This window comes from Streptomyces sp. NPDC002324, assembly GCF_053593335.1.
This window is the reverse complement of the sequence record NZ_JBSFCF010000021.1, coordinates 24236-42236: the sequence shown is the minus strand read 5'-3', so window position 1 is coordinate 42236 and position 18001 is coordinate 24236. Positions and strand designations below refer to the sequence as shown.

The window sequence follows — 18001 nt, the reverse complement described above, 5'->3', positions numbered from 1 at the left end:
AAGCCGCATACCGGGTGCATCCACCGCGCGACACCTGCACCGCGGTCGCAGAATCGGAGCATGGATCTGCCGGTGATGCCGCCCGTGAAACCGATGCTCGCCAAGTCCGTGGCGAAGGTCCCGCCGGACATGCACTACGAGGCGAAGTGGGACGGGTTCCGGGCGATCGTGTTCCGCGACGGGCCCGAGGTGGAGATCGGCAGCCGTACGGGCAAGACGCTGACCAGGTATTTTCCGGAGCTGGTGGAGGCCCTGCGGGAGCGGCTGCCGGAGCGCTGTGTGATGGACGGTGAGGTCGTGATCGTGCGGGGCGGGCGGCTGGACTTCGACGCCCTGACCGAGCGCATCCACCCTGCCGCGTCGCGCGTGAACATGCTGGCGGAGACGACGCCGGCCTCGTTCGTGGCCTTCGACCTGCTCGCCCTGAACGACGAGTCGCTGCTCGACGTGCGGCTCACCGACCGCCGCGCGTTGCTGGAGCTGGCCCTGTCCCGGGTGACGGCTCCGGTCCATGTGGCTCCGGCGACCACGGACCGCGAGCTGGCCGAGCAGTGGTTCGAGCAGTACGAGGGGGCGGGCCTGGACGGAGTGATCGCCAAGCCGCTCGATCTGCGCTACCGGCAGGACGAACGGGCGATGTTCAAGATCAAGCACGAGCGGACGGCGGACGTGGTGGTCGCCGGCTACCGCTTCCACAAGAGCGGGCCGGTGGTCGGCTCCCTGCTCCTGGGCCTCTACGACGGCGCCGGCGCCCTCCAGCACATCGGCGTCTGCGCGGCCTTCCCCATGAAGCGGCGCGCGGAGCTGGTGGACGAACTGGAGCCGTGGCGCCTGGAGGATGCCCGGGAGCACCCCTGGGCCGCCTGGTCCGAGGAGGCCGCGCACGAGACGGCCCGGCTGCCGGGGGCACCGAGCCGGTGGTCGGCGAAGAAGGACTTCTCCTGGGTGCCGCTGCGGCCGGAGCGGGTGGCCGAGGTCGCGTACGACCACATGGAGAACGGTGTCCGCTTCCGCCACACGGCCCGTTTCCGCCGCTGGCGCCCGGACCGTACGGCGCGGAGCTGCACCTACGGGCAGCTGGAGGAGCCGGTCACCTACGACCTGGCGGAGATCCTCGGCCCCGGCACCGGGCCCTGACGGGCAGCCGCGGCGCCGGGCGCGTCGCGGGCGGGGAGGCCCGTATCAGGGCTCCATCACGACCTTGATCGCCCCGTCCTCCTTGCGCTGGAACATCTCGTACGCGTGCGGGGCGTCGCTCAGCGGCACCCGGTGGGTGGCGAAGTCGTCGACGCCCAGGGGGTCGCCGTCCGTGAGGAGGGGCAGGATGTCGTCGGTCCAGGTGCGGACGTTCGCCTGGCCCATGCGCAGCCGGATCTGCTTGTCGAACATGGTGAGCAGCGGCAGCGGGTCGACCTTGCCGCCGTAGACGCCGGAGAGGGAGATGGTGCCGCCACGGCGTACGAGGTGGATGGCCGTGTAGAGGGCGGCCAGCCGGTCCACGCTGAAGTGCTCGGCGATGCGCGCGCCGAGCGCGCGGGGCAGATGTCCGGCCGTGTTCTGGACGAGCCGGGCCGCCGCGCTGCCATGGGCCTCGGTGCCGACGGCGTCGATCACCGAGTCGGGTCCGCGTCCGGCGGTCCGGTCCTGGACCGCGCCGACCAGATCCTTCTCGTCCTCGTAGTCCCGGAGGTCGAACGTCTCGACGCCCCGTTCCCGTGCCCGGCGCAGCCGCTCGGGCACCAGATCGATCCCGAACACCTGCTCGGCACCGCGTTCCAGGGCCACCCGGCAGGCCATGTCCCCGATGGGCCCGAGGCCGAGCACGGCGACGCTGCCGCCGGGCGGGATGTGCGCGTACTCGACCGCCTGCCAGGCGGTGGGGAGGACGTCGGAGAGGTACAGGAACCGGTCGTCGGAGGGCCCGTGCGGCACCTTGATCGGCCCGAACTGGGCCTGCGGGACGCGCAGGTACTCGGCCTGGGCACCCGGCACGGCACCGTACAGCCGGGTGTAGCCGAAGAGGGCGGCCCCCATGCCCTCGCCGGTGCACTGGGTGGTCTCGCACTGGGTGGGGAGTCCGGTGAGACACATCCAGCAGGCACCGCAGGCGATCTGGAACGGCACGACCACCCGGTCCCCGACCGCCAGGTCGGGCACGCCGGCGCCGACCTCCTCGACGATGCCCATGGGTTCGTGCCCGAGGATGTCGCCCGGTGTCATGAACGGGGTGAGCACCTCGTACAGGTGCAGGTCGGAGCCGCACAGCCCGGTGGACGTGATCCGGATGACCGCGTCCGTCGGCTCCTGGATCACCGGATCGGGCACGGTCTCCACGCGGACGTCCCGCTTGCCCTGCCACGTCACTGCCTTCATCGCGCCCACACTCCGTTCCCTGCCTCGGTCAGCAAGTTCCGCACGGGTACCCGGCACCTCCTCGCCGAACCAGTCAGAAACGAACCGGTATAGCCATTCATCAACGGATAAGCGCACAATCGAAGACACTATGGACGGAACGAGCACGGTACGCGGAAGACCCCGCGCGCGGCGGGCGGGGCGCCGCGCGCGCAGAGGGGCGCTGCTCCCCGCCCTGGCCGCGGCCGCACTGCTGGCGGGGTGCACGGTGACCGGGCCGGACGGCGACGACGGACGCGGGCGGAGCGACGGCGGCCGGGACGACCGGACAAGCGCGCCGCCCGTGGGTTCCGTCCTCGCGGTGAAGATCGACAATGTCTCCGCCGCCCGTCCCCAGACCGGCCTCGACGCCGCCGACATCGTCTACGCCGAGCAGGTCGAGGGCGGTCTCAGCCGCCTGATGGCCGTCTACGCGACGACCTTCCCGGAGAGCGTCGGCCCCGTGCGCAGCGCCCGCGAATCCGATCTGGAGCTGCTGCGCCAGTTCGACGAGCCGACCCTGGCCTTCTCGGGCGCGCAGGGCAAGCTCCTTCCGCTGATAGACCGGGCGCCGCTGCACGCGGAGACTCCCGAGGACGCCCAGGGCGCGTACTTCCGCGGCGACGAGAAGCCGGTCCCGCACAACCTGTATCTGCGCCCGAAGGAACTGATCGACTCCCCACCCGGCGCCGAAGCCCTGACCACCGGCTTCCGCTACGGTGCCGCCCCCGACGGCGGCACGCCCGAGGACTCCCGCACCGTCCGCTATCCGGCGGCCCGCTTCACCTTCGCCTGGTCGCAGGAGAGCCGTCGCTGGGAGGTCTCCATGGACGGCACCCGGGCGGTCACCACCGACGGCACCCGTGTCGCCCCGGCCACGGTCGTGGTCCAGCACGTGACGATCCGCGAGTCCCGCTTCCACGACTATCTGGGCAACAACACCCCGTACACGCAGACGGTCGGCTCGGGCCGGGCGGAGGTCCTGCGGGACGGCCGGGTCTTCGACACCCGCTGGGAGCGGAAGACCCCGGCGGACGGCACGGCCTTCACGACGGCGGACGGCGAGCCGATGAACTTCGCGCGGGGCCAGGTGTGGGTGGTGTACGCGAAGGCGTGAGGCTACCGGGCGCCCGGCGGCTCGGCCGGACTGCGCAGTTCCTCGGCCGCGTCGGCGACCCGTCGTATCAGCCGGAAGAACATGTCCTGCTCGTCCGGAGACAACGGCGCCAGGAACACCTGGTTCATCCGGGCCGTCCGCACCGTGAGCCTGCGATGCGTCCGCACGCCGTCCTCCGTGAGCCGGAGCAGGGATCGCCGCCCGTCCTGCGGATCGCGCACCTTGTCGAGCAGGCCCCGGCGCCCGAGCCGGCTGATGACCTCGGACATGGTCGAGCGGTCGAGCCCCACCCGTTCCCCCACCGAGCGCTGGTCGAGCCCCGGCTCGGCGACGAGGGTGTTGAGGACCGCGAACTGCGGCGAGGTGATCTCCTCGGAGACCATCACGTTCCACAGCAGGTAGTGGGCCTGTTGCAGCCGTCGGGCCAGGTGCCCGGGGTGGGCGGAGAGGTCCACCGCGGCCATGTTCGCTCCTCGGCTCGGATGAGTCGGACACTGTGCGTCGGGTGAGTCGGACAGTGCGCGCCGCCGTCCGTGGATCACCGACGGCGATGCGTACATGCACGTCGATTCGTACGTGCACGGAATAATATCCGCCACCGGACAGCGCCTGTCCAGGTCCGCGCACACACGTGACACGGTCGTTCCGTCAGGTCTTGACGAGGGGACCGACGAGTGGCAGCGTGAACGAAACTTCACCTAAATGCTCAGTGCCCTGATGAACTGCTTCACCGGGGGCGCGGACGAGAGGGGCCCCCGCGGATGGACAAGGTGGTCGCCACCGCCCCGGAGGCGGTGGCCGATGTGCCGGACGGCGCGACACACGCCGTCGCCCCCGGCCATCCGCCGGGCGCCTCCGGTGCGGGGCCGGCCGGGACGCTCGCCCTCGTTCCGGAGCGCCGACGCTCCGCTGCGGCGACGTAAGAAGCTGCGGACCACAGGCGGGAGCTGGTCGCGCGGCTCCCCCGCGCGCCCCTGACGGGCGCGACATCGACCCTTCACCCTTCGACATGAACGTCAGGAACCCAGGGACAGCCCATGACCCTCACCCAGCACGACATCGACCAAGAGATCGCCGCGGAACACGCCGCCTACGCCAAGCGCGTCGCCGACGGCGCGCCCGTGGAGCATCAGCCGCGCCGGGACTACGCCCCCTACCGGTCCTCGGTGCTGCGGCACCCGAAGCAGCCGCCCGTCGGGATCGACGTCACCAAGGACCCGGAACTGGTGGAGCTGTCCTCCCCCGCCTTCGGGGAGCGGGACATCACCGAGATCGACAACGACCTCACCCGGCAGCACGACGGCGAGCCGATCGGTGAGCGCATCACCGTCTCCGGCAGGCTCCTCGACCGCGCCGGGCGCCCGCTGCGCGGCCAGCTGGTCGAGATCTGGCAGTCCAACTCGGCCGGCCGCTACGCCCACCAGCGCGAGCAGCACGACGCCCCGCTGGACCCGAACTTCACGGGTGTCGGCCGCACGCTGACGGACGACGACGGTCATTACCACTTCACGACGATCCAGCCGGGCCCGTACCCGTGGCGCCAGCACCTCAACGCCTGGCGGCCGGCCCACATCCACTTCTCGATCTTCGGCTCGGCGTTCACCCAGCGGCTCGTGACGCAGATGTACTTCCCGAGCGACCCGCTGTTCCCCTACGACCCGATCATCCAGTCGGTGACGGACGACGCGGCCCGGCAGCGGCTGGTCGCGACCTACGACCACAGTCTGTCCGTGCCGGAGTTCTCGATGGGCTACGCCTGGGACATCGTGCTCGACGGCCCGCAGGCCACCTGGATCGAAGAAGGACGCTGACCTGCCATGACGAAGATCGACACCAGCCGCCCCGAAACGGTGCTCCCGACCCCGTCCCACACGGTCGGGCCCTTCTACGGCCACGCCCTGCCCTTCCGTGGCGGCGGCGACATCGCCCCCGTGGGCCACCCCGACACGATCGCGCTCCAGGGCTACGTCCTCGACGGCGAGGGCAACCCGCTGCCGGACGCCTTCCTGGAGCTGTGGGGCCCGGATCCGGACGGCAACCTCTCCCGGGTCGACGGCTCCATGCGGCGCGACCCGGCGAGCGGCGGCTTCCTCGGCCGCAACGGCGTGGAGTTCACCGGCTGGGGCCGCGTCCAGACCGACGCCAACGGGCACTGGACGGCCCGTACGCTGCGCCCCGGCGCACGCGGGCGCAACGCGCCGTACCTCAGCGTGTGCGTCTTCGCGCGTGGCCTGCTGGTCCACCTGTTCACCCGGATCTACCTGCCGGGCGACGAGGCGGCGCTGAGCGCCGACCCGCTGCTCGCCCGGGTGGACGAGGCGCGCCGGGGCACGCTGATCGCCGAGGAGCAGGGCAACGGCACCTACCGTTTCGACATCCGCCTTCAGGGCGAAGGCGAGACGGTCTTCCTGGAGTTCCAGTGACTTCTGCCGATGTCGACACCGGTCTGCTCGCCCCCGGGTGGACCGGTTCCCCGGCCGCGTCGTCGACCGGTGACACCGCCTACCTGCGGGCACTGCTCGACGCCGAGGCCGCGCTGACCCGCGCCCAGGCCGCGCTGGGGCTGGTCCCCGCCGCGGCCGGACCCGCGGTGACCTCGGCGGCGGACACCGCCACCTTCGACGTGACCGCCCTCGCGGAACGGGCCCGCGGCGGCGGCAACCCGGTGATCCCGCTGGTCGCGGACCTCACCGAGGCGGTGGGCGACGCGTACGGTCCGTACGTCCATCGTGGCGCGACCAGCCAGGACATCATGGACACGGCCACGATGCTGGTCGCCGCCCGCACCCTCGACCTGATCCTGGCCGACCTCGGCCGTACGGAGTCCGCGCTGGCCGCCCTCGCCGCCACGCACCGGGACACCGCGATGCCGGGCCGCACCCTCACCCAGCACGCCGTGCCCACGACCTTCGGGCTGAAGGCGGCGGGCTGGCGCTCGCTGGTCCTGGACGCCCGGGACCGGCTCGCGGTCGTACGGGCGAGCCTGCCCGCCCAACTCGGGGGCGCGGCGGGCACGTTGGCGGCCTTCACCGTCTTCAGGGCGACCGGCGCCGAGAGCGGGGCCGATGCCGGGACCGACAGTGAGGCCGCGGCCGAGGGTGGCAGCGAGGCCGCCTCGGCGGACTCCCCGGCCCCGTCGGACACCCAGGTCGACACGCGCGCACTCGTCGCCGCGTATGCCGGTGAACTCGGCCTGCGTGAACCGGAGTTGCCCTGGCACACCCTGCGCACCCCGATCGCGGACCTCGCCGGGGCGCTGGCCTTCACCGCGGGTGCCCTCGGCAAGATCGCGGCGGATGTGCTCACCCTGGCCCGTACGGAGATCGCGGAGGTCGCCGAGGGCAGTGGGGGCGGCTCGTCGGCGATGCCGCACAAGGCGAACCCCGTACGGTCCACGCTGATCGCGGCGGCGGCCCGGCGGGCGCCCCAGCTGGCGGCGACGCTGTACGGCGCGCCGGTCGCCGAGGACGAGCGGCCGGCCGGGGCGTGGCACGCCGAGTGGGAGCCGTTGCGTGACCTGCTGCGGCTGGTCGGGGGCGCGGCGCGGGACGCGGTGGACCTCGCGCGGGGGCTGCGGGTGAACGCCGGCGTGATGCGCGCCCACCTGCACCTCACCCACGGGCTGATCGTCTCCGAGCGGCTGGCGGCCGAGCTGGCTCCGGTGCTGGGCAGAGCCCGCGCAAAGGAGCTGCTGACGCGGGTGGCCCGGCGGGTCCACGCCGAGGGCCGCCCGCTGGCCGAACTGCTCGCCGAGGAACCGGAGTTGCGAGACCTCGACCTGACGGATCTCACCGACCCCACGCACTACACCGGCTCCGCCGGAGCCCTCACCGACCGTGCCCTGGAGCGACGTTGACCGACTCGATGCTCAATCACCGCGCGGAGGGCCCGACTTCCGCTCCCCCACTGCTGCTCGGCCCCTCCCTCGGCACCTCGACCAGACTGTGGGACAAGGTGGCGCCCGAGCTGTCGGTCACGCACCGGGTGATCCGCTGGGACCTGCCGGGGCACGGCGACTCCCCCGCCGACCTGCTCGCTCCGGGTGCGACGGTCGGAGACCTGGCCGCGCTGGTGCTGGCCCTGGCGGACGCGCTGGGCGTCGAACGGTTCGCGTACGCGGGGGTGTCCCTGGGCGGCGCGGTCGGTCTGCACCTGGCCGCGCACCACCCGCAACGCGTCTCGTCCCTCGCCGTGATCTGCTCTTCGGCCCACTTCAACGGGGCCCGGCCCTGGCGGGAGCGTGCGGAGCTGGTGCGCCGGGAGGGGCTGGCGGGGCTCGCGGAGACCGCCGACGCGCGCTGGTTCACGCCCGGTTTCACCGTGCCGGAGCTGGTCGACGACCACCGCGCCGCCGACCCGGAGGCGTACGCCGCCTGCTGCGACGCGCTCGCCTCGTTCGACATCCGCGGGGACCTGCCGGACATCACCGCGCCCACGCTCCTCGTCGCCGGCCGGCAGGACCCGGCGACGCCGCCCGCGCATCTGCGGGAGATCGCCGACGCGGTGCCGGGAGCGTCGCTCACGGAGATCCCCGGCGCGTCCCATCTCGCCCCCGCCGAGCGCCCGGAAGCCGTCCTGGCCGCGCTGCGCGGGCACTTCGACGGCTACGCGAGACGCGGTATGGAAGTGCGCCGCCAGGTCCTCGGCGACACACACGTCGACGGCGCCCAGTCCCGGCAGACGCCCTTCACGGCCCGCTTCCAGGACTTCATCTCCCGATACGCCTGGGGCGAGATCTGGACCGACCCCACCCTGTCCCGCCGCGAACGCAGCCTGATCACCCTGACCGCCCTGGTGGCCCACGGCCACTACGACGAACTGGCCATGCACATCCGAGCCGCCCGCCGTAACGGCCTCACCCCGGAGGAGATCGGCGCCGTCCTCCTCCAGACGGCCGTGTACTGCGGGGTGCCTGCGGCGAACTCGGCGTTCGCCACGGCTCAGCGGGTGCTGGCGGAGGAGGAGCGGGGCTGATTCACACGAGCTGGTCCAATGCCTTCCTCGCCCGTTCGACCAGACCGTCGGCGCCACAGGACTCGGCGAGGGCCAGGCCCCGGTTGAGTTCGGCGGCCGAGCGGATGGCGATGCCGTAGTCGACGCGGGCCGCCGCGTGTTCGTAGGCCGCGGGCGAGTCCGCCAAGTAGGTGACGGCCTTGGCATACAGGGAGGCGGCCTGCTTGCCGGTGGCGAGGAAGGCCTCGACGCGGAGGGCCTCGCCGATGGCGGTGTCCGTGCCGAGGCGTTCGGCACGACGGCGGACGCTCACGGCGAGTTCGGCGGCGCGGCGCGGGTCCTCGGAAGCGAGGGCACGCGCGAGATCCGCGCCCCAGGGTGCGATGACCGTGTTGTGGTGGCCCCTGGCCGCCGCCGCCTTCTCCGCGGCCTCCAGTTCGTTGATGCCGTCCTTGGTGCGGCCGACGGCGAGGAGCAGCCGGCCCCGTACGGAACGGGGGTCCGGCAGCACGACGGTCGACGGGTACGGAGGCGCGAAGCCGTGTTCCTCGGCGACCGCCCAGGCCTCCTGGACATGGCCACGGGCAAGCAGGGTGTCGACCAGGTTGCAGGTCGACGACCAATGCAGAGGGAGCCCGCGGCCGACCCGCTCGGCGAAGGCCAGCGATTTGCGCAACGCCTCCTCGGCTTCCCGGAGACGACCCCGCAGGCGATGTCCGTGGCCCACGTAGGCGTGGGCCAGGGCGAGATGCCCGCCGCTCCACCCGGCACTCTCATAGGTGCGCAGTGCTTCGGTGTAGAGGCTCTCCGCCCGGTCGAGCCGGTCCGCGTAGGCGTACGCGATGGCCAGCATCAGCGGCAGCTCGATGTCCCACTCGCTGTCGGTCCAGCCAAGCCCCGGCGCCAGTCTGCCGTTGACGAGCGCACGGTCGCAGAACTCGACGACCTCCTCCGCGCTCTCGCCGCGCACCACCGCGTCGAAGCCGCGCAGAATGAGCAGCGCGCGCTCGGAGTTGTCCCTCCCCGTACAGGCCGCGGCGAGGGCGGACAGCTCCTGGGAGTGCGTCGGCGAGAGCTCCACGTCGGCGTGGATGACCTCCCACATGTAGTGGGCGGCCTGGAGCCGCATCCGCGCCGGGCCCGGTTCCAGCCGCGCGGCCTCCGCGTCGACCGTGCGGACCGCTTCCTCCAACTGGTCGTTGTGGAGCAGCGCCTGGGAGAGGCGGAAGACCGCGTCCACGCGCTCGGAGCTGTCCAGGCCGGGCTCGGCGAGCGCAGAGCGGAGGTACTCCACGGTGGTGGCGGGCGAGGTGAGAAGGGTGGCACAGCCCAACTCGTACAGCACACGTACGCGGACCTCCTGCTGCGGCGGCTCCTTCAGAGCACGCTCCAGACAGCGGCGGGCGGCGTCCGGGGCGCCCACGGCGAGGTGCTCGCGCGCGGCGGCGCGCAACTGCTCGACCAGTTCGGGGTCGCCGTCGGCGTGCACTTCGACGAGATGGCGGGAGGCCGCCGCGGCGCCCCGCCCGGACTCGCTGACGACCGTCGCCGCCACGCCGTGGAACGCGGTGCGGATACCCGGCGGGATCGACTTGTAGACCGCGGTGGCGATCAGCGGGTGCACGAACTCCAGATCGCCGTCCTCGGCCCGCCGGTTGACGGGACTGGATTCGGTGAGGATTCGGGCCGCGGTCAGCAGTTCGGCGCACTCCGCCGCCGTCTGTGGGCTCAGGGAGGCGAGCCGGGCCACGATCTCCACGGAGATGCCGGTGTGCAGGATGGCCGCCGCCCAGGCGAAGCGGGTGGCGTCGACGCCGAGTGTTTCGAGACGGGCGACGAGACCGCGGCCTCGTGCCGTTCGGTTCAGGGCTCGCAGTTCGGCCGCGGAGCCCTCGGCCGGTTCCAGTTCACTGTCCTGCACCTTCGCGAGGAGTTCGACGGTCTCGTACGGGTTGCCGCCCGTCACGGCCCACACTTCGCGGCAGAACGGATCGTCGGCGTGTTCACCGACCGTGGCGCGGGTGAGCCCGGCGGTGGCATCGGGAGTGAGCGACCTGAGCGTGGGGACCGGGCGGGCCTTGGAGGCGACCTCGGCGAGATGACGGCTGCCGTCTCCGGTGGCCTCGCCGGGACGGCGGGCCACCAGGACGAGGACGCACATCTCCGTGAGGCGTCCGGTCACCGCGGACAGCCAGTGCAAGGTCTCCTGGTCGGCCCAGTGGGCGTCGTCGATCAGGAGTACGAGCGGCCAGCTCCGCCGGGAGAGGCGGTTCACGACGGCGACCAGTCCGTCGCACACAGCCTGCGGGTCGGCCGGGCCCTCACCCGGCTCCGTGAGTCCGAGCGCGGGTCCGGCGATGTCGTACCAGTCGCCCAAATACTCCCGGACCTCTTCTTCCATCAGTCCGATCAACGCGGGCTGCAGCAGCTGCCGTACGACATTGAAGGGGACGGACGTGACGGTCTCGCCACCGCGCGCGTACCAAGCGACGCAGCCCCGCTCCGCGGCTATCCGGCGGGCCTCGGAGAGGAGAGCGGTCTTGCCGATGCCCGCCTCACCGCTGAACACCAGGACAGTCCCCGGGGACGCCTTGTCGACACGGAGTTCGTCGATCGCCTGGCTGATGGCGCCGTTCTCCGCTTCGCGCTCCCACAGGGAGGCCGAGGTGGCCGGATCGGACCGTCCCTGCGTCATCCCGTTACCTCCCCAGCGCCGCCCTGACGACGTACAGGTCATTGAGCGTAGCCCTCCGACTGCCGACGTGGAGGCCGGACCGGGCACCTATTGCCGTGTCGGGTGACAGGAGAGGGCTCCAGGACGACGCATATGGTCGCCCACCTGCCGCGTTGTGAGTGATGGGCAGTCAACTGCCTGGGCCGCGAGGCCGGCTTCCCGCCGTCGGTGAATCCTCCCGAGTATGGAACGCCGACCCCGGAAGAACTGTCATCGGCGGTGGCGAGGCGTTCGAAATGTCCGGACCACTCCGGCTGTCCGCGCGGTCGGTGGGCCGTTGGGGGCGGGCGGGTGTTCGGCCGTCGCCCGAACCGCCGACCACCAGAGGGCCGTCGTCGTCGAACTCGGTTCGATGGTGCGGAAATCGGCCGGTAGGCATCGAAATGAGACGTTAGGCGAGGAAAGCAGGAGGATCGGCTCAGGAATTGACCGGTCCGGGCAGGAAATCAGGCCGCGGGCGCGCCGATAGGCGTCCCCTCTCATCCGGTTTTCACTCCGGCCTCATACGGTTGCACCATGACGCAGGCAACTCCTCCCGGCTGGTACCCCGACCCCGGCCAGACAAGTGACGCGCCCGCCACCGAGCGCTGGTGGGACGGCAAGGCGTGGACGGACCAGATCCGGCCCGTGGGCTCGGCCGCGGGGTTCGGGCCTCCGGCCTACCCGGCGGGTGGCGGACCGTACCCGCCGGGTGCGGGACCGTACCCGACGGCAGCCGGGGGGTACCCCGGGTATCCCGGGTACCCCGCGCCCGCTCCCCGGCGCGGCCTCCGTATCGGGATAGCCGTCGCCGTGGCGGCCGCGGTGCTGGTCAGCATCGGGGTGGGGGTGTACGCGCTGGCCGGCGACGACGGTGGGAGCGAGGGCAGTACGACGTCCCAGGGCTCCGGCGGGCAGAACGGCCGGGGCGACGACGGCGGCCGGGGCGGCGACGACGGCGGTCGGGGCGGACCCGGTGGGTCGGGCGGGTCGGACGGCCGGACCCCCGGGCCGGACGACTCCGGGCAGCCCCCGCAGGTCGAGGACGGGTACGCCACCGACGCGACCAGCGGCATCAGTCTCCCCGTGCCCGACGGCTGGCTCGGCGGGCCCCTGCAGTCCGGTGCGCAGGTGACGACGGAGGCGTCGTACAAGTGCCCGGCCGACGCCACCAAGACCTGCACGCGCGGCGGTGCCTACTCCTCACCCGCCGAGCTGCTGAAACTGAAGGCCACCACGGCCGAGGCGGCGGCCAAGGAGGACATCTCCCAGGCCGCCGAGGACGCCTACGGCACCGAGGGCTACGGGAAGATCACCTCCCACCAGGAGCTGGCGTCCAAGGCGGTGACCGTGGCCGGCGAGAAGGGGTACTACGTCCGCTGGAAGGTGGTCACGGGCAAGGGCGACGACGGCTACGTCGAGTCGCTGGCCTTCCCCTCCCCGGCCGACTCCGCCCGGCTCGTCGTGGTCCGCTTCGGCGTCGACGTGAGCGACAAGGCACCCAAGCAGTCGGTCATCGACGAGATCACCAAGGGCATCAAGAAGGCGTCGATCAGCGGGGGCGGCAGCGGTCAGGGCGTGTGATTCTTCGCACCATCACGCCCACACCCACCCCTACCCCCACCCCTGCCAGGCTCCGTCCGCCGGGCGGAAAAGGTGGCCGGGTGGGGTTCCGCTCCGCTCCAGAGGAACCCCACCCGGCCGGGTGCGCGCCGCCCCCGTCCCCACGGTGCGGCGCGATCAGGTCGTCGTCCGGATCGATGCCACGGACGGCGGCCCGAGTCTCAGGCGAGGCCGAGCGTGGGCAGCACGGCGGCCTCCATGAACTTGATGATGTACGTCTCGTCCGCGTCCTGGCCGTCCAGGACCGGACGGGCCCGCAGGACGCCGAAGATCTGCGCCGGGACGAACTCCAGCGCCGGATGGTCCGCAGCGACCTCGCCCCTGGCCACTCCCCGGGCGATCATCGTGCGGAGCGCGTCGATCTCCGGTTCCACCAGCGCGTCCCGCAGGGCCGTCCGCAACTCGTCGTCCTGTACGGCGGCGTGGCCGAGCGCCTGGAACAGCCGCCCCTCCAGCACATAGCCCGCTCCCGCGTGCCGGGCGACCTCGCGCAGGTCGCCCGCGAGAGTGCCGGTGTCAATGCCGGCGAAGCGGACACTGCGGCGCGCGCGCAGCGCGGCGGCCACGAACTGCGGCTTCGTTCTCCACTGGCGGTAGAGCGTCGACTTGCTGCACCGCGTGGTCGCGGCGACGCCCTCCATGGTCACCGAGTCGTAGCCGCACTCACGGATCTGTTCGAGCACAGCGTCGAAGAACTCCTGCTCACGCTCGGGTGTGAGTTTGGAGCGGCGCGAGGCGACGGCCGTCTCCGGCCCCTCCGCTGCCTGCGACGTCATGACTCGTGTCTCCTTCGGTCGTCCCCAGCCGAAAGGCCTGTCGATACGCCACTGTACCGGAACGCCGCCGTATCGGTACAGTGCCGTATCGATACCCTGCCGTTTCGGTACAGTGGCGTATCGGTACACTCTCGTATCGGTACTTACGCGTATCGGTACCACCGCGTATCGATCGTCCGTACCACCAGGAGAAACCAGCGCCACCGGCGCCGTCAGCGAAAGGGCCGGGGATGGAATGCCACACCGAGCCTGTGGAGGAGCGGGCCGCCGTGACAGTGCGGCCGCCGCTCGCCCGTGAGTTCCTGCTCGTCGCAGGGCTCTTCCTCGTCTACAAGTTCGGCCGGACGCTGGCCGACGGCCACACCGCCGAGGCCTACCGCAACGCCCACCTGGTGTGGGACCGGGAGCGGCTCCTGCGTCTGCCGGACGAGGGCTCCGTCCAGTCCGCGCTGCTGCACGGCGACACGCTGGTCCACCTCGCGAACGTCTACTACGCGACCGTGCACTTCCCGGCCACCGTGGCCTTCCTGGTCTGGCTGTACCTGCGGCGGCCCGCGCACTACGTCCGGGCGCGCCGGGTTCTCACCGCCCTCACCGCCGCCGCCCTGCTGCTCCACCTCACGTTTCCGCTGGCCCCGCCGCGGCTGCTGGACGTCGCCGGTCTCGTGGACACCGGACAGGTGTACGGGCCGACGGTCTACTCGGCGGCGCCCACGACCGATGCCCTGGCGAACCAGTTCGCGGCGATGCCCTCGCTGCACTTCGGCTGGGCGCTGGTGGTGGCGATCGGCCTGATCTCCGCGACCCGCTCCCGGTGGCGCGCGCTGTGGCTGCTGCACCCGCTGGTGACCCTGGTCGTCATCGTCGGCACCGCCAACCACTACTGGCTCGACGCGATCGTGGCGGGCACCCTGCTGGCCGCCGCCCTCGCCGTGATCCCGCCGCCGCACCGGACGGTCACCACCGCCGGGCAGCGCTCCAAGGCCCTCGCTCCGGTCGAGGAGCCCGTCCTGGTGGGAGCGGGCCGATGAACGCCACCCTGGTCGCCGTCGCCCTGTCCCTCGTCTCGGCCGTCGCCTACGCGGCCGCCGCCGTGGCGCAGGAGAGGCTCGCCTCCCGCGGCGCCGCCACGGGCGTCGGGCGGATGCTCGCCAGCGGTGCCTGGTGGGCTTCGGTGGCGCTCAACGCGGGCGCCGCGCTGCTGCACGTCGTGGCCCTCAAGTACGGCCCCCTCACCGTGGTCCAGCCCCTGGGTGCGCTCACCCTCGTGGCGGCGGTGCCGCTCGGGGCCCGGCTGGCCGGACGCCGGGTCACCGCGACGGAGTGGCGTGGCACGGCGCTCACGCTGGCGGGACTCGCCGCGATCCTGATCGCCGCGTCCGGGCCCGCCCCCGACGACGTGCTGAGCGTCCCGGAGGCCGTCGCCGTGGCCGGCGCGACCGCCGCCCTCATCGGCTTCCTCTCCCGCCCCGGCACCAGGCCCGGACTGCGCCACGCCGGCGCGTCCGGCATGGCCTCGGGCGTCGCCTCGGCGCTCACCCAGACCGTCACGGTCGCCGCGACCGACCGCTCCGGCTCCCTCCTGGACGCCGAGGTCGTCGTGGTGGCCCTCCTGGTCGCCACGTTCGCGGTGGGCGGCCTGCTGCTGTCCCAGACGGCGTACCGAGGGGGTCTGGGCGGGCCCCTCGCGGTCGTGACCCTGGCGAACCCCCTGGCCGCCGCCGTGATCGGCCTCACCCTCCTCGGCGAGGGCCTGCGGGGCGGCGTCGCCGGGGTGTCGCTCGCCGTCGCGGGAGCGGCCCTCGCGGCGCGGGGCGTGGTGCTGCTGACCCGGGTGACCCCGCGGGCCGAGGTCCGGCCGACGGACCCCGCTCCCGTGGACGAGGACCACCCGGTCGCGGCCGTGCTGGCCCTGGAACCCCACCACGCCCCGGCGGAACCGTCCCTGCTCCCCCGCACGGCGCCCGGGCACCTCACTCCCCTCTGAAGCGGACAGGGAGGAGGCACCCACCGGCGTACACCGAGGCACCGAGGCACCGAGGCACCGACACACACCGGCGCACACCGAGGCACCGGCACCCACCGGCACCGCCCGGGAGCTACCGGGCGCCGCCCTGCCTACCGCCGCCCCAGCGCCGGATCACTCACCCCGGCCCGGCCGTTCTCCACGTGCCCGGCGAACCTCCGCAGGAAGCCCCCGTCGGCGGTGACGGTCAGGTCGTACCAGCGGCGGCTCGACGCCAGGTCGAAGACCTCGCGGACGCTCGCCCCGGCCCGCACCCTGACCGAGCGGGACCGGCCGCCGTAGGCGCTCGCGACCTTCAGGGTCACCGTGCCGGCGCCCTTGTTGGTGAAGGTCAGCTCCACGTCGTCACCGGTGTGCCGCGCGGTCACCTCCGGCCCGGCCCTCCCCGCCTTCCCCGGTCCCGCGAAGGCCCGCAGGAAGCCGTTGGGACCGTGCACGGTCAGGTCGTACGAGCCGCCGGAGTACGCGGGGTTCCATGTGTCCGAGACCGTCCTGCCTGCCTCGGTGGTGTACGTCCACGGTCCGTCCGTACGGTTCCCGGAGGTGACGAGGAAGGCCGCGCCCGCCCTGCCGCCGGAGGCGAAGGTGAGGGTGAGGGTCCCGGCCTTCGGGTCGACCGCGCCGTCCACTCTCGGCGCGTACTTCAGCGGCCGGGCCGGGCGCACCCCGCGCTCCTGCCTCGGCATGCTCGGGTCGCCCGGCACGGCCGGCTTGTAGTCGGGGTGCCGTTCGCGGTCCTGCGGCTCGTACTCGTCGGTGTCCGGCAGCGCGGCGGGCCGGCTGTCCTTGCGGGAGAAGTCGAACGCGGCGGTGAGGTCACCGCAGATCGCCCGCCGCCACGGCGAGATATTCGGCTCTCGCACCCCGAACCGGCGCTCCATGAACCGCAGGATCGAGGTGTGGTCGAGGGTCTCCGAGCAGACGTAACCGCCCTTGCTCCAGGGGGAGACGACCAGCATCGGCACACGCGGGCCGAGCCCGTACGGACCGGCGACATGGTTCGCGCCGCCCGCGAAGAGGTCCGGGCCGACGTCGACCGTCGACCTGCCGTGGGAGGCGTCGCGCGGCGGGAGCGGCGGCACGAGGTGGTCGAAGAAGCCGTCGTTCTCGTCGTAGGTGATGAAGAGGGCCGTCTTCGCCCAGACCGAAGGGTTGGAGGTCAGCGCGTCGAGGACCTGGGAGATGTACCAGGCGCCGTAGTTCGAGGGCCAGTTGGAGTGCTCGGAGAACGCCTCGGGCGCGGCGATCCAGGAGATCTGCGGGAGCTTCCCCGCCTTCACGTCGGCCCGCAGCCGGTCGAAGTAGCCGTCGCCGGCCTTGGCGTTCGTCCCGGTGCGGGCCTTGTCGTACCAGGGGTCGCCGGGCTCGGCGTTCCGGTACTTGTCGAAGTAGAGCAGCGAGTTGTCGCCGTAGTTGCCCCGGTAGGCGTCCGCTATCCAGCCCCAGGAGCCGGCCGCGTCCAGGCCGTCGCCGATGTCCTGGTAGACCTTCCAGGAGACCCCGGCCGCTTCGAGCCGCTCGGGGTAGGTGGTCCAGTCGTAGCCGAGTTCGTCGTTGCCGAGGACGGGGCCGCCGCCCTTGCCGTCGTTGCCCGTGTACCCCGTCCACATGTAGTAGCGGTTGGGGTCGGTCGAGCCGATGAACGAGCAGTGGTAGGCGTCGCAGACGGTGAAGGTGTCGGCGAGGGCGTAGTGGAACGGGATGTCCTCACGGGTCAGGTACGCCATCGTCGTGGTGCCCTTGGCCGGCACCCACTTGTCGTACTTGCCCCCGTTGTAGGCGGCGTGCCCGTCCGGCCAGCTGTGCGGCAGGCCCTCCAGGAACTGCATGCCGAGGTCGTCGGCCTCGGGGTGGAAGGGCAGGACGTCCTTCGTACCGTCCGACTGGTGCCAGACCGACCTGCCGTTGTCCAGCGTCACCGGATGGGGGTCGCCGAAGCCCCGTACGCCTCTGAGGGCGCCGAAGTAGTGGTCGAAGGACCGGTTCTCCTGCATGAGGACGACGATGTGCTCGACGTCCTCGATCGTGCCGGAACGGTGGTGCGCGGGCAGTGCCGCGGCCCGCTGGATGCTGGCCGACAGTGCGCTGAACGCCGTTGTGGCGCCCGCTACCTGGAGGAATCGCCGCCGGTTGACTTCAGGCATGGGTGGATGACCTCTTGTCCTGACGTGGTGCGTCGGATGTGACCTGCGCGCAAGGAATGGTCCAAGAGGAACCAACGCCGGGGAAGGGTCCGTGGCGCGGGTGTGACGCGGGGCGGTCCGCCGTGCGAACAGCGGCGGGCGGGCGGCCCTCCTTCGGGCAAAGCCGTGTGCGGCGGGCTTCCGTCTGACGGAAGGGGTATTGCCCGGCCCCGGGCGCGCTCAGGAATGTGGTGGCACGCGGAGTGACGTGGCTCCGCG

15 protein-coding genes are annotated in these 18001 nt (G+C 72.3%); 10 read left to right on the top strand and 5 right to left on the bottom strand.

Annotated features, from left to right (window positions below):
- Window positions 1–60 precede the first annotated feature (60 nt).
- Window positions 61–1137: an ATP-dependent DNA ligase gene (locus ACWCRJ_RS25580; protein ID WP_450941476.1), complete on the top strand. Its 1077-nt coding sequence runs from the start codon at window positions 61–63 to the stop codon at window positions 1135–1137.
- 45 nt (window positions 1138–1182) lie between these two features.
- On the opposite strand, the gene ACWCRJ_RS25575 is transcribed toward ACWCRJ_RS25580, so the two are convergent.
- Window positions 1183–2373 (bottom strand): zinc-dependent alcohol dehydrogenase, encoded by a 1191-nt coding sequence (locus ACWCRJ_RS25575; RefSeq protein ID WP_450941475.1) that lies wholly within the window; start codon window positions 2371–2373, stop codon window positions 1183–1185.
- Window positions 2374–2503: 130 nt separating this feature from the next.
- On the opposite strand from ACWCRJ_RS25575, the gene ACWCRJ_RS25570 reads away from it, so the two are divergent.
- Complete coding sequence (locus tag ACWCRJ_RS25570; protein WP_450941474.1) at window positions 2504–3508, top strand: DUF3048 domain-containing protein; 1005 nt, start codon at window positions 2504–2506, stop codon at window positions 3506–3508.
- A gap of 2 nt (window positions 3509–3510) precedes the next feature.
- Here the strand turns inward: ACWCRJ_RS25570 and ACWCRJ_RS25565 are convergent, their stop codons facing one another.
- On the bottom strand, window positions 3511–3972 hold the full coding sequence (locus ACWCRJ_RS25565; protein ID WP_450941473.1) for a MarR family winged helix-turn-helix transcriptional regulator: 462 nt from the start codon (window positions 3970–3972) through the stop codon (window positions 3511–3513).
- Window positions 3973–4269: 297 nt separating this feature from the next.
- Here ACWCRJ_RS25565 and ACWCRJ_RS25560 point away from each other — a divergent pair, with 297 nt between their 5' ends.
- The 5 genes from ACWCRJ_RS25560 (at window position 4270) to pcaDC (ending at window position 8482) form a co-directional block, all read left to right on the top strand.
- The gene (locus ACWCRJ_RS25560) at window positions 4270–4431 is read left to right on the top strand and encodes a hypothetical protein (protein WP_450941472.1); all 162 of its coding nucleotides are present in this window, start codon (window positions 4270–4272) and stop codon (window positions 4429–4431) included.
- A 114-nt stretch (window positions 4432–4545) separates the two neighbouring features.
- Window positions 4546–5319 carry a protocatechuate 3,4-dioxygenase subunit beta gene (pcaH, locus tag ACWCRJ_RS25555; RefSeq protein ID WP_450941471.1) on the top strand — a complete coding sequence of 258 codons (774 nt, stop codon included), beginning with the start codon at window positions 4546–4548 and terminating at the stop codon, window positions 5317–5319.
- A 6-nt stretch (window positions 5320–5325) separates the two neighbouring features.
- The gene (gene pcaG, locus ACWCRJ_RS25550) at window positions 5326–5931 is read left to right on the top strand and encodes a protocatechuate 3,4-dioxygenase subunit alpha (protein ID WP_450941470.1); all 606 of its coding nucleotides are present in this window, start codon (window positions 5326–5328) and stop codon (window positions 5929–5931) included.
- Complete coding sequence (gene pcaB, locus ACWCRJ_RS25545) at window positions 5928–7364, top strand: 3-carboxy-cis,cis-muconate cycloisomerase (protein ID WP_450941469.1); 1437 nt, start codon at window positions 5928–5930, stop codon at window positions 7362–7364. The genes pcaG and pcaB overlap by 4 nt, the downstream gene beginning before the upstream one ends.
- Entirely contained in the window at window positions 7361–8482 is a 1122-nt protein-coding gene (gene pcaDC / locus ACWCRJ_RS25540; protein ID WP_450941468.1) for a bifunctional 3-oxoadipate enol-lactonase/4-carboxymuconolactone decarboxylase PcaDC, read from the top strand. The genes pcaB and pcaDC overlap by 4 nt, the downstream gene beginning before the upstream one ends.
- 1 nt (window position 8483) lies before the next feature.
- Here the strand turns inward: pcaDC and ACWCRJ_RS25535 are convergent, their stop codons facing one another.
- On the bottom strand, window positions 8484–11156 hold the full coding sequence (locus tag ACWCRJ_RS25535) for an ATP-binding protein (RefSeq protein WP_450941467.1): 2673 nt from the start codon (window positions 11154–11156) through the stop codon (window positions 8484–8486).
- Between the two features lie 555 nt (window positions 11157–11711).
- On the opposite strand from ACWCRJ_RS25535, the gene ACWCRJ_RS25530 reads away from it, so the two are divergent.
- Window positions 11712–12758: a DUF2510 domain-containing protein gene (locus tag ACWCRJ_RS25530; protein ID WP_450941466.1), complete on the top strand. Its 1047-nt coding sequence runs from the start codon at window positions 11712–11714 to the stop codon at window positions 12756–12758.
- A gap of 200 nt (window positions 12759–12958) precedes the next feature.
- On the opposite strand, the gene ACWCRJ_RS25525 is transcribed toward ACWCRJ_RS25530, so the two are convergent.
- Entirely contained in the window at window positions 12959–13573 is a 615-nt protein-coding gene (locus ACWCRJ_RS25525; RefSeq protein ID WP_450941465.1) for a TetR/AcrR family transcriptional regulator C-terminal ligand-binding domain-containing protein, read from the bottom strand.
- A gap of 230 nt (window positions 13574–13803) precedes the next feature.
- On the opposite strand from ACWCRJ_RS25525, the gene ACWCRJ_RS25520 reads away from it, so the two are divergent.
- Together ACWCRJ_RS25520 and ACWCRJ_RS25515 are read left to right on the top strand one after the other, a co-directional pair.
- Window positions 13804–14604, top strand: coding sequence for a phosphatase PAP2 family protein (locus ACWCRJ_RS25520; protein ID WP_450941464.1), 801 nt, complete (start codon window positions 13804–13806; stop codon window positions 14602–14604).
- Window positions 14601–15560, top strand: a complete 960-nt coding sequence (locus ACWCRJ_RS25515) for a hypothetical protein (RefSeq protein ID WP_450941463.1) — start codon at window positions 14601–14603, stop codon at window positions 15558–15560. The genes ACWCRJ_RS25520 and ACWCRJ_RS25515 overlap by 4 nt, the downstream gene beginning before the upstream one ends.
- Before the next feature lie 131 nt (window positions 15561–15691).
- Here ACWCRJ_RS25515 and ACWCRJ_RS25510 read toward each other — a convergent pair whose 3' ends face one another.
- Window positions 15692–17743, bottom strand: coding sequence for a phosphocholine-specific phospholipase C (locus tag ACWCRJ_RS25510; protein ID WP_450941462.1), 2052 nt, complete (start codon window positions 17741–17743; stop codon window positions 15692–15694).
- Window positions 17744–18001 lie beyond the last annotated feature (258 nt).